Origin of the sequence: Micromonospora sp. NPDC005171, assembly GCF_040608575.1 — a bacterium.
In the GTDB taxonomy this organism is placed as follows: domain Bacteria; phylum Actinomycetota; class Actinomycetes; order Mycobacteriales; family Micromonosporaceae; genus Micromonospora.
The window spans coordinates 25,613-40,758 of record NZ_JBEXIM010000022.1 but is presented as its reverse complement, the minus strand read 5'-3'; the positions used below and the strand labels follow the sequence as shown (position 1 = coordinate 40,758).

The following is a 15,146-nucleotide window of genomic DNA, read 5'->3' as shown; positions in this document are numbered from 1 at the left end:
TCATCGAGAAGGTTGTCGCTCTTGCTCAGCGCGCGCGGGACGCGGGCGAGGATCTGTATTTGCTGGTGCTGCCTGTGACTTGCACATTCCCCGGAAGACGTAGGGGTTGCGGGCGGGGCGCTGGCGTTCCTGACGGTCGACGGCTCGCGAGCGCCGGGCGAGTAGGGCTGAGCTTGCTCGAAGGTTTCGTCATCGATCAGGGGTGGGTGGGTGATCTCCTTCGCGACCACCTGGCAGCAGGCACGGTGAACGCGACCATGCACAGCTGATCGCCCTGCGGCGAGAACCGACCGGGCCGCGAAGATCGGACCCACGTCGAGCCGTCGATCGACCGGGACCAGGTCGTTCGTCGCGAGTGGCGAGCCCTGGTCCCGGTCGATCGGCCAATCAGCAGTTCTCGGTGGTGTACTGGACCCATGGGTTGAGGTACGCCCCGCTGATGAAGCCGGACCCACCGGTGCTGAAGCGCGCGTGCCACCAGACGGCGATGCCGTTGACCGTGTCGCCGCGCGTGGCGCAGTCCAGGTACGCCGTCACGCCGCGATTCACCTGGCCATAGGCGGTGCACGACGTGTGCGGCCCGGTGCGGTAACGGACACCGTCTGCCGTCACCACGGCTGTGCGGCTGCTCCGGTCGGACCAGCCCTGCCCACAGGCCGCCGACGCCGGTGTCGCGGGTACAACGTAGGTCACCGCCGCCGCGAGCAGCGCGATACCTGCCAGCCGAGCACTCATTCGTCGCGTGGTCATCAGGCTCCCTCCACAAAGGTGATTCCCAGCGCAGCATATATCGATAGCTGTGCTCAGACCTCTCGCTTCTCGTGGACATCGGGTCGCTACGGACAGCGCCGGGTCTATAGCTCGACCTTGTTCCGGGCTGCACGCCGGCGGATGACGATGCCCTTGTGCGCGGGAACTGTTCGCCGCGGGGAAGGAGAAGACCTCGCGTCCGGTGCTGAGCTATCCAGCTAGCGGCGCATGGCGGTGAGGCAGGGACTCGACCAGGCGTGCGTGCAGGCGGCGTCATCAGACGTGTCGGTGTGCCGCAGTACGAGGAGGCACCTGTCGGCTTTGCCAGCCTGTTCGGCCGCAACATCGCCTCAGCGCAGCGGGTGGAGCAGGTGCCGCCGGTTCCAGATCAAGGTCCGGTCCAACGGGGTGACCCACCGGAGTGGTGCGAACCGCGCGGGACGATCACCAGGTGCAGGTTGCGGGGGCCGTGAACGCCCTCGACCCGGTTGAGTTCGATGTCACTGGTGGCTGAGGGACCACTGATCCAGGTGAGTGGGCGGCGGGGATCGAGGCGCGCGAGGGCGTCCGGCACCCCTGCGGCGATCTGGTCGACACGCAGCACGCAGATGTGCACGTCGGGCAGGAGCGTAATGACTCGCCGACCCTGGTCGGCGGCCGCGTCGAGGATGACGGTCCCGGTCTCGGCGACCGCCACCGCCGCTGCGGTGACCACCCCGTCGGCGGTGGCGATCTGTTCGGTCGGGCGATTGTCGTCGGCGAGCGCCTCGACGGTGTCGGGCAGCCAGTGCCGGGGCAGCCCCGACGGGATGACGACCCGCCGTCCGCCGAGAATCGCGTCGACGACGTGCGCCACCTCGTCGTCGGCGCACTGGTGCACCGTTGCCCCGTAGTCGGTGAGCCGGTGAACGAGGACGTCGAGGTGCACGGCACCGCCAGCCGGTCGATAGTCCCGCGCCACCTCACCTGGGGCGTTCGGTGGCGGGCCCAGAGCCGCACGCAGCCGACCGAGGATCAACTCGCGGGAGGTCACCGTTGCGCCCACCATTCGCGGAAGGTCTGCGGAGGCGGCTGCGGTAGGTCGCGGCCGACGGTCCAGCCGGACAGCGGCGGAGGAAGGCCCCGGCCATGCCGGCCGGCGAAGCGGGTGAGCCGCGACCGACGCTGGGCGGCCTCGTACAACGGCAGGTGATCCATGGTGTACGCGGCGACGGCCATGGTGACCGCCTCGGCGCTCGGCAGGCGATGCTCGCTCCGGTAGGCCGTCACGTGCTCCGCGCGCAGGTGCACCAGGATCGACGGAATGTCGATCTTCACCGGGCAGGCGTCGAAACATGCGCCGCAGAGCGAGGAGGCGTACGGCAGGGAGGCATTGTCCTCGACGCCGGTCAGCTGGGGCGAGAGCACGGCCCCGATTGGTCCGGGATAGACCGACCCGTACGCGTGGCCACCGGTGCGCTCGTAGACGGGGCAGACATTGAGGCAGGCCGAGCATCGGATGCAGTGCAGCGCCTGACGGCCGACCTCGTCGGCGAGCACCGCACTACGGCCGTTGTCCAGCAGCACGAGGTGGAAGTCCTGCGGCCCGTCGCCGGGAGTGACACCGGTCCACATCGACGTGTACGGGTTCATCCGCTCACCGGTGGAGGCCCGGGGCAGCAGTTGCAGGAACACCTCCAGGTCCGCCCAGGTGGGGATGACCTTCTCGATGCCCATCACGGTGATCAGGGTGTCCGGCAGGGTGAGGCACATCCGGCCGTTGCCCTCGGATTCGACCACCGCCAGGGTGCCGGTCTCGGCGACCGCGAAGTTCGCCCCGGAGATCGCGACCCGGGTACTGAGGAACGTACGGCGCAGATGGCGACGGGCCGCTGCCGCCAGGACCGCGGGTTCGTCGGTCAGCGCCGGGTCCACCCCGGGCATCTCGCGCAGGAAGATCTCGCGGATCTCCGCCCGGTTGCGGTGGATCGCGGGTACGAGGATGTGGCTGGGCTTGTCCCGGCCGAGCTGGACGATCAGCTCGGCGAGATCGGTCTCCACCGGTTCGATGCCGGCGGCCTCGAGCGCCTCGTTGAGGCCGATCTCCTGGGTGGCCATCGACTTGACCTTCATGGCCCGGTCACTGCCGGTGGCGGTGACCAGGTCGGTGACGATCCGGTTGGCCTCGACGGCGTCGGCCGCCCAGTGAACGGTGCCGCCCGCGGCGGTGACCGCCGTCTCCAGTTGTTGCAGCAGCTCCGGCAGGCGGGCCATCGTGTCGGCCTTGATGGCCCGGCCGGCCTCGCGCAGTTCCTCCCAGTCGGGGACCTCGCCGATGACGGCAGCCGACTTGGCCCGGATGGTGCCGGTGGCGTGGCCGAGGTTGCGGCGCAGTTGGGCGTCGGCGAGGCTGCGCCGGGACGCGACCGGGAAGGGCTCGTCGCCGCGCAGGTGCCCGACACCGCGGGGTGCGGTGACCGGCATGCCGAGGAAGGTCCGGGTCATACCGGCACCCCGCCGGTCCGCGGCTGCTCGATCGGGTCTGCGGTGGTCTCGGTGCTGGCCAGGATCTCCGCGAGGTGCACGGTGCGTACGCCGGTGCGCAGCCGGGCCAGGCCACCACCGATGTGCATCAGGCAGGAGGCGTCCCCGGCGGTGCAGACGTCGGCCCGGGTGGCGAGTACGTGGCGCATCTTGTCGGCCAGCATCGCCGTCGAGGTGTCCGCGTTCTTCAGCGCGAACGTGCCGCCGAAGCCGCAGCACTGCTCGGCCTGCGGCAGCTCGACCAGGTCCAGGCCGCGGACCGCACGCAACAACCGCAGCGGCTTGTCGCCCACCCGGATCAGCCGCAACGAGTGGCAGGTCGGGTGGTAGGTCACCCGGTGCGGATAGTAGGCGCCCAGGTCGGTCACCCCGAGCACGTCGACGAGCAGTTCCGACAGCTCGTACGTGCGTCGGGCGACCTCCTCGGCCTGGCTGGCCAACCGCTCGTCGCCGGCTCGTCGGGCCACCAGCGCATGCTGGTGACGCACCGAGCCGACGCACGAACCGGACGGGGCCACCACCAGGTCGTACGGGGCGAAGGCTCGCACGTGCCGACGCACCAGACGCAGCGCCTCGCCCGGATAGCCGGTGTTGATGTGCATCTGCCCGCAGCAGGTCTGGTCCTGCGGAAAAACGACCTCGTGACCGAGCCGTTCCAGCAGCCGTACCGTCGCCTTGGCCGCCTCAGGGAACAGGGTGTCGGCCAGGCACGTGACGAACAGGGCTATTCGCATGTTCAGTCGTCCCATCCGAGGCGTCGGGCAGCCGCCCGCCACGCGGCTGCGTCGCCGCGTGGCTCGTACCGCGTGATCTGTTGGGTCTCCTGCAGCACGGACCGCAGGGACGCCAGGTCACCGCCGATCACGCCGAGGGCGCGCGCCTGCACCAGCGCGTTGCCCAGGGCGGTGGCCTCGACCGGCCCGGCGAGCAGCGGCAGGCCGCAGGCGTCGGCGGTGAGCTGACACAGCAGGTCGTTGCGGGCGCCGCCGCCGACGACGTGCACGGTGTCGACGTGCCGACCCGAGAGCCGTTGTGCCTGCTGGACAGCGCGTCGGTGCGCCAGTGCGAGGCTGTCCAGGATGCACCGGACCGTGCCCGCCGGGCTGTCCGGCACGGGCTCGCCGGTACGCCGACAGGCTTGGGCGATGCGTGCGGGCATGTCGCCGGGCGGAAGGAAGGTGGGGTCGTCCGGGTCCACCACGGAACGGAAGGCCGGTTCCTCGGCCGCCTGCCGGAGCAGGGCGGGCAGGTTCGTGGTGCCCCAGGTGCGCAGCGACTCCTGCAGTGGCCAGAGACCCATCACGTTACGTAGGTAGCGGATCGTGCCGTCGACGCCGGATTCGTTGGTGAAGTTGGCCCGTCGGCTCGGCTCACTGAGCACCGGGGCGTCCAGCTCGACCCCGACCAGAGACCAGGTACCGCAGGAGATGTAGGCGAAGTGGTCATCGGCCGCCGGTACACCGACCACCGCCGAGGCCGTGTCGTGCGATCCGACCGCCATGACGTCGGGCGATCCGGGGAGGTCGAGCGCGGGCAGGACCGGACCGATTCGGGTGCCCGGCTCGCGCAGCGGAGGGAACAGCTCACTGCGGATCCCGGCGTCGGTCATCAGGTCGGTTGCCCAGGCGCGGCGACGCAGGTCGTACAGCTGGGTGGTGGAGGCGTTGGTGATTTCGGCGCCGACCTCACCGGTGAGCCAGTACGCGATGAGGTCCGGAATCAGCAGCAGCTGGTGCGCGGCCTCCAGCTGGGGTGTACCGGCGGCGGCGGCGAGCTGGTAGAGGGTGTTGAAGGGCAGGTGTTGCAGCCCGGTCGTGGCATAGAGCCGCTCCGGTCCGAGCTGCTTCGCCACCCGTTCGCTGACGCCGTCGGTGCGCCCGTCGCGGTAGTGCACCGGGTTGCCGAGCAGAGCGCCGGTGGCGTCGAGCAGCCCGTAGTCGATCGCCCAGGTGTCGATGCCGATTCCGGCGACCGGGCCGGCAGCCCTCAGCCCTTCGAGCACACCCCGGTAGAGCGCCAGGATGTCCCAGTGCAGGGTGCCCGCGACCCGCACCGGTTCGTTGCGGAACCGGTGCGCCTCCGTGAGCTCCACCAGCCCCGGCCCGATGTGCGCGAGCATGACCCGGCCGGTGGACGCGCCCACGTCCACCGCGGCCAGTCGCACGGCGGTCATCAGCGGAGGAAGGCCGCAGCGACACCGGCGTCCACCGGGACGTGCAGCCCCGTGGTGTGCGACAGCTCGCCGCCGGTGAGCACGAAGACCGCATTGGCGACGTGCTCGGGCAGCACCTCACGCTTGAGCAGGGTGCGCTGTGCGTAGAACTCGCCCAGCTTCTCTTCCGGCACGCCGTAGACGGCCGCCCGCTGGGCACCCCAGCCGCCGGCGAAAATCCCGGAGCCGCGGACCACCCCGTCCGGGTTGACACCGTTCACCCGAATGCCGTGGCCACCGAGTTCGGCGGCGAGCAGCCGAACCTGGTGGGCCTGGTCGGCCTTCGCCGCACCGTACGCCACGTTGTTCGGGCCGGCGAACAGGGAGTTCTTGCTGGAGATGTAGACGATGTCCCCGCCCATTCCCTGCGCCAGCAGCACCCGCGCGGCCTCCCGGGAGACCAGGAAGGAGCCCTTGGCCATCACGTCGTGCTGGATGTCCCAGTCCGCCTCGGTCGTCTCCAGCAGCGACTTGGACAGCGACAGCCCGGCGTTGTTCACCACCAGGTCCACCCCACCGAAGGCCAGCACCGCCTCGCGGAGGGCGGCGGCCACGGCGTCACCGTCGCTGACGTCGGCCGCGACGGCGACCGCCACGTCGGCGCTGCCGATTTCCGCGGCGACGGCGGTGGCCCCCTGGGCGTCGCGGTCGGCGACGACGACACACGCGCCCTCCGCGGCGAGCCGGTGGACGATCGCCCGGCCGATCCCGGAGCCGCCTCCGGTGACGAACGCGACCCGTGTGGCGAGGGCCTTCGGCTTCGGCATCCGCTGAAGCTTCGCCTCCTCCAGGGCCCAGTACTCGATCCCGAACTTCTCGGCCTCGTCGATCGGCGCGTAACGCGACACGGCTTCCGCGCCGCGCATCACGTTGATGGCGTTGACGTAGAACTCGCCGGCGACGCGGGCGGTCTGCTTGTTGGCGCCGAAGCTGAACATTCCCACACCGGGCACCAGGACCACGGCGGGGTCGGCGCCCCGCATCGGCGGGCTGTCCGCGTCGGCGTGTCGCTCGTAGTAGGCGCGGTAGTCGTCGCGGTAGGCGGTGTGCAGCTCCCGGAGTCGGGCGATCACGTCCTCGACGGGCGCGGTGGGCGGCAGGTCGAGCACCATCGGGCGGACCTTGGTGCGCAGGAAGTGATCCGGGCAGGACGTGCCGAGGGCGGCGAGCGCCGGATGCTTCTCCCGCGCGACGAAGTCGAGCACCACGTTACTGTCGGTGAAGTGGCCGACCTGCGGCCGGTCGGTGGACGCCAGGCCCCGCAGCACCGGGAACAACGCCGCCGCGCGCTCCCGTCGTTCGTCGGTGGGCAGCGGCTCGTAGCCGGGGATGACCGGGCCGAGCGGCTCGGCCCGGCCCCGCTCGTCGAGGTACGCCTGCGCGCTGCGAATCATCTCCAGCGAGTTGCGTTCGCACTCGTCGCTGGTCGCGCCCCAGGCCGTGATGCCGTGCCCGCCGAGGATCACGCCGATCGTCTGCGGGTTGGCTCGTGCCACCACGGCGATGTCCAGACCGAGCTGAAAGCCGGGCCGCCGCCAGGGGATCCACAGCACCCGGTCGCCGAAGATCTCCTTGGTCAGCTCCGGCCCGTCGGCGGCGGCGGCGATCGCGATGCCGGCGTCGGGGTGCAGGTGGTCGACGTGCGCGGCGTCGACGAGCCCGTGCATGGCGGTGTCGATGGACGGCGCGGACCCGCCCCGGCCGTGCAGGCAGTAGTCGAACGCGGCGACCATCTCGTCCTCGCGCTCGATGCCGGGGTAGACGTCGACGAGGGCGCGGAGCCGGTCGAGCCGCAGTGCCGCCAACCCGGACTCGGTGAGGGTGCCGAGGTCGCCGCCGGAGCCCTTCACCCAGAGCAGCTCGACCGGACCGCCGGTGACCGGGTCGGTGGCCGCGCCCTTGGCCGAGGTGTTGCCTCCGGCGTAGTTCGTCGTGGTCGGGTCGGCGCCGAGCCGGTTGCTGCGCGCGATCAGCGCCTGAACCTCGGATTGCATGGTCCTCACGTCCCCAGTCTGCGTTTCTTCGGTGGTGGTCAGGCGCCCCAGCCGGCCTGCTGGCCGCCGGCGCGTTCGGCGCGGATCGTGTCGAAGTAGCCGGAGCGGGCGTACGCGGCCATCGGGTCCGGATCCAGGCCCAGGTCCGTACGAAGGTCGGCGAGCAGTGGTCGGACGTCGGTGTTGTACGCGTCCATCAGCACGGCGTTGGCGGCGAGCACGTCACCGCTGCGCTGCGCGGCGGCCAGGGCGTCCGCGTCGACGAGCAACGCCTTCGCCGTGGCCTCCTGCACGTTGAGCACCGAGCGGATGATGGCCGGAATCTTCGCTTCGATGTTGTGGCACTGGTCGAGCATGAACGCGATGCCGGCCTCCGGTGCCAACGCGTCGCCGCGGACGATCTCGTACATGATCCGGAACAGCTGGAACGGGTCCGCAGCGCCGACCATCAGGTCGTCGTCGGCGTAGAAGCGCGAGTTGAAGTCGAACGCGCCGAGCTTCCCGACACGCAGCAGGAACGCCACGATGAACTCGATGTTCGTGCCCGGGGCATGGTGCCCGGTGTCGATGACCACCTGGGCCTTCGGGCCCAGCTCCAGGCAGTGCGCGTAGGCGGTGCCCCAGTCCGGCACGTCGGTGGTGTAAAAGGCCGGCTCGAACAGCTTGTACTCCAGCAGCAGCCGTTGGTCGTCGCCGAGCCGGTCGTAGGTTTCGCGCAGCGCCGCCGCGAGCCGGTCCTGCCGGGCGCGGATGTCGTCCTGTCCGGGGTAGTTCGTGCCGTCGGAGAACCAGAGTTTCAGGTCACGGGAGCCGGTGCGGTCCATGATGTCGACACATTCGAGCAGGTGGTCGATGGCCTTGCGGCGCACCCCCGGGTCCGGGTTGGTGACGCTGCCCAGCTTGTAGTCGTTGTCCTGGAAGACGTTGGCGTTTATCGCGCCCAGACCGACGCCGTGATCCCGGGCGAACGCGGCCAGGTCGGCGTAGTCGTCGACCCGGTCCCACGGGATGTGCAGCGCCACAGTGGGGGCGACGCCGGTGAGCTGGTGGACGACCGCCGCGTCAGCGATCTTCTCGTACGGGTTACGCGGCACCCCCTCCTGCGGGAAGACCTTGAAACGGGTCCCGGAGTTGGCGTACGCCCAGGACGGCGTTTCGATGCGCTGGGACCGCAGAGCCAGCTTGACCCGTTCGAGGGTCCGCGCGTCGGGCTGCGTCATGATGTCTCTCCCGTCTCTACGGCGGACCGCGCCGCAGGATCTGCGGCAAGCTGCGCCTCAAGGTTGAAGACCTCGTCCAGTGGCCGGATGGCGCGCTCGGGTGCGCCCTGGTCGAGGTCGACGAAGTACGACGCCATCTCCGCCTGCCAGCGAGCGTTGACGTCACTGGCCTGCATGCCGGCCTGGGCCGCGGCGAAGTCGTCGGTGACCAGATAGCCCACGAGCAGGCCGTCCTCGCGGAGGAAGAGCGAATAGTCCCGCCAGCCGCTCTTGGCCAGCGCGGCGAGCATCTCCGGCCAGACCCGCTCGTGGCGGGTGCGGTATTCGGTCAGACGTTCGGGGTGTACCTGAAGGGTGAAGCAGACGCGGGGCACGGTTCTCCCGTCGGCTCCCCGGTCGGTGCACGACGTGCGCCGGCACCGACCGGGAGGGCGATCAGAACTGGAACTGGTCGATGTTGTTCTTGTCGAACACGGTGGGTGGGCCGAGGATGACCACCCCGTCCTTCCCGACGGTGAACTCGCCGAGCTTGCCGGCCTTGAACGTGTCGCCCTCGGCGCCGGTGATCTGACCGGAGGCCAGTGCCGCACCGGCGTACGCCGCCAGGTAACCGAGGTCGGCAGGACTCCACAGGGCGAACGCGTCGACGGTGCCGTCCTTGACGTACTGGCGCATCTGGTTCGGGGTGCCCAGCCCGGTCAGCTTGACCTTGCCCTTGTACTGCGACCCGCTGAGGTAACGGGCGGCCGCCGCGACACCGACAGTGGTCGGGGAGATGATGCCCTTGAGGTTCGGGTACGACTGGAGCAGGCCCTGGGTCTCCTGGAAGGACTTCTGGTCGTCGTCGTTGCCGTACGCCACGGTAACCAGCTTGATTTTGCTGTACTCGGGCTTCGCCAGCTCGGTCTTCATCAACGCGATCCAGGCGTTCTGGTTGGTGGCGTTGGCGGTGGCGGAGAGGATCGCGATCTCGCCCTCGCCGCCGATCTGCTCCGAGACGAGCTTGACCTGGTTCTCGGCGATGCCCTCGGCGGTCACCTGGTTGACGAAGATCTGGCGGCACTCCGGCTTGGTGTCCGAGTCGAAGGTGACGATCTTCGCGCCGGCCGCCTTGGCCTGGTTGAGCGCCCCGCAGATCGCGTTCGGGTCGTTGGCCGAGGTGACGATCACGTCCATGCCCTGCTGGGACAGGGTGTTGATGTAGCTGACCTGGGAGGAGGCGCTGGCCTCGGAGGGGCCGACCTCCTTGAACTCGCCCTTGAACTCAATGACGGCGTCCTTGCCGCCGTTGTCCGAGACGGTGAAGTAGGGGTTGTTCAGGGCCTTCGGCAGAAAGGCGATCTTCAACCCTTCCTTGATGGCGGCGTCAGGATTGGCGGTGCCGCTCGCCTGCGTGCCGGCGCCGGCGTCGTCGGTGGAGTTGTCCCGGGTGGTGCCGCCACAGGCGGCGCTGAGCAGCAGTGCGGCGAGGGCGAGGCTGGTCGCCCCGACCCGGAGGCCTCTGCGGTATGCGGACATCGTCATCCTTCCGGGGGTGATGGGTGTGCGGGGGAACGTCACGAAGCGACGGGCTGCCGCTGTCGTCGACGGTGCAGCCGGGCGCGGATGTCCGCGACGGCGTTGGGCAGCACGACGGAGGCGATGAGCAGGCTGCCGGTGACGATCGTCAGCGCGTTGGCGTCGACGTCGGCGAGTTGCAGCGCGTTGCGGAGGACGCCGAGGAGCAGCACGCCGGCCACCACACCGAGCAGAGCCCCCCGGCCACCGAAGATCGACACACCGCCGAGCAGCACCGCGGTCACCACTGTCAACTCCAGCCCGGTGGCGTTGTCGCCGCGGGCGCTGGCGTACCGCAGGGTCCAGAAGATGCCGACCAGTCCGCACACCGCGCCGGAGACCACGAAGAGCCAGAACTTCGTCCGGGCCACCGAGACGCCGGTGAACGTCGCGGCCTGGTCGTTGTTTCCCATGGCGTAGAGCGCCCGACCGGCCGCGGTGGCGTGCAGCACGACACCGAAGATCACGGCGAGCACCAGCAGCGGGACCACCACGACTGGGATCGACGTGCCGGGGATGTTGCGCACCACGGCAGCGGTCCAGTCGGCCGGGAAGTCCGCGACCGCCTGGTCGCCGAGCACCACGAAGGACAACCCCCGGTAGAGGGCGAGCGTGCCGATGGTCACCGCCAGCGACGGCAGACCGAAGCCGGTGACGAAGAGGCCGTTCACCGCGCCGAGCACGGCGCCCAGCAGCACCACGAGGACGCAGATCAACTCCAGGGACAGCCCACTGGAGAGCCAGAGCTGACCCATCAACGTGCTGCACAGCCCGACCATGCTGGCCACCGAGAGGTCGATCTCACCGGTGATCACGATCAGGGTCATCGGCAGCGCGATGAGCGCCAGCGGCATCAGGTCGAGAAGCAGGAACTGGGCGTTGCGGCCGGTGGCGAAATTCTCCACGGTCAGGCTGGCGACCAGCACCGCCACCACGAGGGCGGCGACGATCACCGCGTCCCAGGAGCCGAGCAGTCCCCGCACGCTGGCGAGGCGACCGCCGCCGGGTTCGGCCTCGGCGGTGGGCGGTGCGGCGTACAGGCTGTCATGCGCCATGGGCGCTTCTCCCTCGGAGCCGGGCCGCCACCCGCAGGGCCACGAGCCGGTCCAGCCCGATGGCGGCGAGGATGAGTGCGCCGACCACGGCCTGCTGCCAGAACGGGTCGATGCGCAGGACGGCGAGCGAGCTGCCGATCGTGGTCAGCAGTACGGCGCCGAGCGCGGCACCGTACGCACTGCCGCTGCCTCCGAAGATCGCCACCCCGCCGACCACGGCGGCGGCGACGACCTGGAGCTCCAGGCCGGTGCCGGCGGCCGCGTCGAGGGTGCCGAACCGGGCTGCGTACAGCACACCGGCGAGCCCGGCGAGGGCGCCGCTGGCGACGAAGACGGCGAACACCCGCCGGCCCACCCGGATGCCGGAGAGCCGGGCCGCGGCTGGTTCGGAGCCGATCGCGTAGAGCTCCCGACCGCTGCGATAGGAGCGCAGGTAGAAACCGACGGCGGCGACGACGACCAGCGCGACGAGGAACAGCACGGGTACGCCGAGCACCGTCTGGTTGCCCAGCCGCAGGAACGACGGAGGCATGTCGGCGGCGTTGATCTGCCGGCCGGACGCCCAGTAGTAGTCGACGCCACGGAAGGCGTACAGGGTGCCGAGCGTGATCACCAGGGCGGGCACCCGGGCCACCGCAATCAGGCCGCCATTGACCGCGCCGCACAGCGCGCCCAGCGCGACACCCACGACGAGCGCCACGGGCCACGGCGTACCGGGTGCGGAGAGGAACAGTGAGCCGGTGGCGAAGGCGACCAGACCCAGGATCGAGCCGACCGAGAGGTCGACGTTGCGGGTGACGATGACCAGCGTCTGGCCGACCGCCAGGATCACCAGGATCGCGCAGCCCAGCAGCAGGTCCTTGATGCTCTGGCCGCTCAGGAACCGATCGTTGCGCAGGGCGGTCACTCCGACCAGCAGGCCGAGCGCGATCAGCAGGCTCAGCTCGCGTACGGCCAGCAGCCGTTCGGTGAGGCCGCGACGCTGCCGGTCGGGGTCGGGTGGGGCGTTCCCGGCGGCCCGTTCTGGGGCGCCGGCGTCGGTGAGGCTCATGCGGTCGCTCCTTGACCGGTGGCGGCGAACATGATGGAGGTCTCGTCCGCCTCGGCCCGGGGCAGCTCGCGGACCAGTCGACCCTCGTGCATGACCAGGACCCGGTCGGCCATGCCGAGCACCTCGGGCAGTTCGCTGCTGATCATGAGGATGGCCAGGCCCTGGCCGGCCAGTTCCGAGAGCAGTCGGTGCACCTCGGACTTGGTGCCGACGTCGATGCCCCGGGTGGGTTCGTCGATGATGAGGACCCGTGGTGCGGTGGCCAACCACTTGGCGAGGACGACCTTCTGCTGGTTGCCCCCGGAGAGGGTCGCCACGGGCGCGTCGAGGCGGGAGGCCTTCACCTGTAGCCGCCGCGTCCACTGGCGGGCCTCGGCGCGCTCCACGCCGCCGAGTAGCAGGCCCAGCCGGCTCAGCGCCCGGCGGCGGGCCAGGGTGGCGTTGCGCTCCACCGACAGCTCCATGACCAGGCCCTGCTGCCGCCGGTCCTCGGGGACCAGGGCCATGCCGGCGGCAATCGCCCGACCCGGGTTGCCCGCCGGGACGGCCCGACCGGCAACCAGCACCTCGCCCGCGTCGTAGCGGTCGACGCCGAAGACGGCGCGGGCGACCTCGCTGCGGCCGGCGCCGACCAGCCCGGCGAGCGCGACGATCTCACCGCCCCGGACAGAGAACGACACGTCGGTGAAGACACCGGCCCGGCTCAGCCGGCGAACGTCGAGCAGCGTGTCCCGCAGCTCGGCGTCCTGCTTGGGGTAGAGGGAGGAGACGTCGCGGCCGACCATGCGCCGCACCACCTCGTCGACGGTCAGGTCGGCGGTGTCGTCGCTGGAGACCCAGGCGCCGTCGCGCAGCACCGTGACGCGGTGGCACAGGTCGAACACCTCGTTGAACCGGTGCGAGATGAACAGCACGGCCGCCCCACCCTCGCAGAGCGACCGGGCGACAGCGAAGAGCCGCTCGACCTCCACACCGGAGAGCGCGGCGGTGGGCTCGTCCATGACCAGGACGCGGGCGTCGAACGAGATCGCCTTGGCGATCTCGACGAGCTGCTGGTCGGCGATGGAGAGGCCACGCGCGGGTCGGGTCGGGTCGATGCGGACACCCAGCCGCTGGAACAGCCGCTCGGCGTCGCGGTTCATCGCGGCAGTGTCGATGCGACGCAGACCGCGCAGCGGTTGCCGACCCATGAAGATGTTCTCCGCCACGGAGAGGTCCGGGAAGAGGGTCGGCTCCTGGTAGATGACCGCGATGCCGGCGGCCCGGGCGTCGGCGGGAGCGCCCAGCCGCAGCGGTTGCCCGTCCAGGGTCAGCGAGCCGGAGTCCGGTGCGTGTGCGCCGGCCAGAACCTTCACCAGAGTGGACTTGCCCGCCCCGTTCTCACCGACCAGGGCGTGGGCCTCACCGGAGTGCAGTGCCAGGTGCACCCCGCGCAGCGCGGCGACGGCCCCGAAGGACTTCGTCACGCCGTCGAGGACCAGCAGCGGAGCCTGGGTGCCCGATGCGTCGGCGGTCATCCAACCCCTCCTGAATCGTTTCATGCGTCGTTGCATGGACGGTAGGGGTAGCCCTTCAAGAGCGTCAAGAGTTTCACTGCGATTTCTTCGCCGTTGCTGGCATGGGCTCGAGGCCGGCTCACGGCCCTGGTGGCGAACTGGATGAAACGTTTTAGGCGCTATAGACTGCCGAGCGACCCGGTCGGCACGGGCCGCGACCACCGTAGGGAGCATCTGGGGAGTCATGGCAACGGCGAACATCAAGGAGGTCGCCCGGCATGCCGGCGTTTCCCTCGGCACCGTGAGCAACGTGCTCAACCGACCCGACACTGTCGCTCCCGCCACCCGTCAGCGGGTGCTTGACGCCATCACCACCCTCGGCTACGTCCGCAACGACTCCGCTCGTCAACTGCGCGCCGGGCACAGTCGCACCGTCGCCATCGTCGTCCTGGACGTGGCCAACCCGTTCTTCACCGACGTGGTCCGGGGCGCCGAACAGGTGATTGAGGGAGCCGGCGCCATGCTCGTCGTCTGCAACAGCGGCGAGGACAGCGCCCGGGAGCGCCGCCACCTGGAGCTGCTGGAGGAGCAGCGGGTCCGTGGTGTGCTCATCACCCCGGTCGACCACGGCCCGCAACCCACACTGGACAAGCTCATTGAGCGAGGCATCCCGGTGGTGCTGGTGGACCGGGGAACAGGCCGGGCGAACCGTTGCTCGGTGGCGGTCGACGACGTGCTCGGCGGTCGACTCGCCATGGACCACCTGCTGGACCAGGGCCACCAACGCATCGCCTACCTCGGTGGTCCGCTCACCATCGCCCAGGTTGCCGACCGGCACGCCGGGGCGGCCGCAGCTCTGCAGGACCGGGGCAGCACCGCTGAGCTCCGGGTGGCGGTGACCACCAGCCTGACCGTCGCCGCCGGCCGACGCGCCGCCGAGGAACTGCTCGCGTTGCCGGTCCGGAAGCGCCCGACCGCCGTGTTCTGCGCCAACGACCTGATCGCGCTCGGTGTACTTCAGGAACTGACCGCGCGCGGTGTGCGGGTGCCGATCGACGTGGCCATCGTCGGCTACGACGACATCGAGTTCGCCGGCGCCGCGGCGGTGCCACTGTCGTCGGTGCGCCAGCCCCGCGACCAGCTCGGCCGCGCCGCAGCGGAGCTGCTGCTCGAAGAGGCCGAGTCCGGCGACACCCACCGGCACCGGCACGTGGTGTTCCAGCCCGAGCTGGTCGTGCGCCGATCCAGCGACCAACCCCGACGCACCCGGCGCTGACCGGCCTCATCG

13 protein-coding genes are annotated in these 15,146 nt (G+C 70.3%); 1 reads left to right on the top strand and 12 read right to left on the bottom strand.

Translation table 11 applies throughout. From position 1 onward, the window contains the following. Window positions 1–387: 387 nt before the first annotated feature. From ABZU74_RS22995 to ABZU74_RS22940, 12 genes are all read right to left on the bottom strand, one after another. Window positions 388–750: a hypothetical protein gene (locus ABZU74_RS22995; protein WP_132344441.1), complete on the bottom strand. Its 363-nt coding sequence runs from the start codon at window positions 748–750 to the stop codon at window positions 388–390. 388 nt (window positions 751–1,138) lie between these two features. After that, complete coding sequence (locus ABZU74_RS22990; protein WP_355427337.1) at window positions 1,139–1,783, bottom strand: LUD domain-containing protein; 645 nt, start codon at window positions 1,781–1,783, stop codon at window positions 1,139–1,141. Beyond that, window positions 1,780–3,234: a lactate utilization protein B gene (locus ABZU74_RS22985; protein ID WP_355427334.1), complete on the bottom strand. Its 1,455-nt coding sequence runs from the start codon at window positions 3,232–3,234 to the stop codon at window positions 1,780–1,782. Before ABZU74_RS22985 ends, ABZU74_RS22990 begins: the two co-directional genes overlap by 4 nt. Next, window positions 3,231–4,007, bottom strand: coding sequence for a (Fe-S)-binding protein (locus tag ABZU74_RS22980; protein WP_355427331.1), 777 nt, complete (start codon window positions 4,005–4,007; stop codon window positions 3,231–3,233). Before ABZU74_RS22980 ends, ABZU74_RS22985 begins: the two co-directional genes overlap by 4 nt. A gap of 2 nt (window positions 4,008–4,009) precedes the next feature. Beyond that, window positions 4,010–5,446, bottom strand: coding sequence for a rhamnulokinase family protein (locus ABZU74_RS22975; protein WP_355427329.1), 1,437 nt, complete (start codon window positions 5,444–5,446; stop codon window positions 4,010–4,012). Then, window positions 5,446–7,479: a bifunctional aldolase/short-chain dehydrogenase gene (locus ABZU74_RS22970; RefSeq protein WP_355427458.1), complete on the bottom strand. Its 2,034-nt coding sequence runs from the start codon at window positions 7,477–7,479 to the stop codon at window positions 5,446–5,448. The genes ABZU74_RS22975 and ABZU74_RS22970 overlap by 1 nt, the downstream gene beginning before the upstream one ends. Before the next feature lie 38 nt (window positions 7,480–7,517). Continuing rightward, complete coding sequence (gene rhaI, locus ABZU74_RS22965; protein WP_355427326.1) at window positions 7,518–8,699, bottom strand: L-rhamnose isomerase; 1,182 nt, start codon at window positions 8,697–8,699, stop codon at window positions 7,518–7,520. Beyond that, window positions 8,696–9,073, bottom strand: a complete 378-nt coding sequence (locus ABZU74_RS22960; RefSeq protein WP_355427323.1) for an L-rhamnose mutarotase — start codon at window positions 9,071–9,073, stop codon at window positions 8,696–8,698. The genes rhaI and ABZU74_RS22960 overlap by 4 nt, the downstream gene beginning before the upstream one ends. A 61-nt stretch (window positions 9,074–9,134) precedes the next feature. Further along, entirely contained in the window at window positions 9,135–10,217 is a 1,083-nt protein-coding gene (rhaS, locus tag ABZU74_RS22955) for a rhamnose ABC transporter substrate-binding protein (protein ID WP_355427320.1), read from the bottom strand. A 38-nt stretch (window positions 10,218–10,255) separates the two neighbouring features. After that, the gene (locus ABZU74_RS22950; protein WP_355427317.1) at window positions 10,256–11,311 is read right to left on the bottom strand and encodes an ABC transporter permease; all 1,056 of its coding nucleotides are present in this window, start codon (window positions 11,309–11,311) and stop codon (window positions 10,256–10,258) included. After that, complete coding sequence (locus ABZU74_RS22945) at window positions 11,301–12,362, bottom strand: ABC transporter permease (protein ID WP_355427314.1); 1,062 nt, start codon at window positions 12,360–12,362, stop codon at window positions 11,301–11,303. Before ABZU74_RS22945 ends, ABZU74_RS22950 begins: the two co-directional genes overlap by 11 nt. Beyond that, window positions 12,359–13,879 carry a sugar ABC transporter ATP-binding protein gene (locus ABZU74_RS22940; protein ID WP_355427311.1) on the bottom strand — a complete coding sequence of 507 codons (1,521 nt, stop codon included), beginning with the start codon at window positions 13,877–13,879 and terminating at the stop codon, window positions 12,359–12,361. Before ABZU74_RS22940 ends, ABZU74_RS22945 begins: the two co-directional genes overlap by 4 nt. 223 nt (window positions 13,880–14,102) lie before the next feature. Between ABZU74_RS22940 and ABZU74_RS22935 the strand changes: the two genes are divergently transcribed. After that, window positions 14,103–15,134, top strand: coding sequence for a LacI family DNA-binding transcriptional regulator (locus ABZU74_RS22935; RefSeq protein ID WP_355427308.1), 1,032 nt, complete (start codon window positions 14,103–14,105; stop codon window positions 15,132–15,134). Window positions 15,135–15,146 lie beyond the last annotated feature (12 nt).

Excerpts from the sequence above, each read along its gene's own strand:
- ABZU74_RS22995 (WP_132344441.1), bottom strand. The coding sequence starts at position 750 with ATGACCACGCGACGAATGAGTGCTCGGCTGGCAGGTATCGCGCTGCTC.
- ABZU74_RS22985 (WP_355427334.1), bottom strand. The coding sequence starts at position 3,234 with ATGACCCGGACCTTCCTCGGCATGCCGGTCACCGCACCCCGCGGTGTC.
- ABZU74_RS22980 (WP_355427331.1), bottom strand. The coding sequence starts at position 4,007 with ATGCGAATAGCCCTGTTCGTCACGTGCCTGGCCGACACCCTGTTCCCT.
- ABZU74_RS22975 (WP_355427329.1), bottom strand. The coding sequence starts at position 5,446 with ATGACCGCCGTGCGACTGGCCGCGGTGGACGTGGGCGCGTCCACCGGC.
- ABZU74_RS22970 (WP_355427458.1), bottom strand. The coding sequence starts at position 7,479 with ATGCAATCCGAGGTTCAGGCGCTGATCGCGCGCAGCAACCGGCTCGGC.
- rhaI (WP_355427326.1), bottom strand. The coding sequence starts at position 8,699 with ATGACGCAGCCCGACGCGCGGACCCTCGAACGGGTCAAGCTGGCTCTG.
- rhaS (WP_355427320.1), bottom strand. The coding sequence starts at position 10,217 with ATGTCCGCATACCGCAGAGGCCTCCGGGTCGGGGCGACCAGCCTCGCC.
- ABZU74_RS22950 (WP_355427317.1), bottom strand. The coding sequence starts at position 11,311 with ATGGCGCATGACAGCCTGTACGCCGCACCGCCCACCGCCGAGGCCGAA.
- ABZU74_RS22945 (WP_355427314.1), bottom strand. The coding sequence starts at position 12,362 with ATGAGCCTCACCGACGCCGGCGCCCCAGAACGGGCCGCCGGGAACGCC.
- ABZU74_RS22940 (WP_355427311.1), bottom strand. The coding sequence starts at position 13,879 with ATGACCGCCGACGCATCGGGCACCCAGGCTCCGCTGCTGGTCCTCGAC.
- ABZU74_RS22935 (WP_355427308.1), top strand. The coding sequence starts at position 14,103 with ATGGCAACGGCGAACATCAAGGAGGTCGCCCGGCATGCCGGCGTTTCC.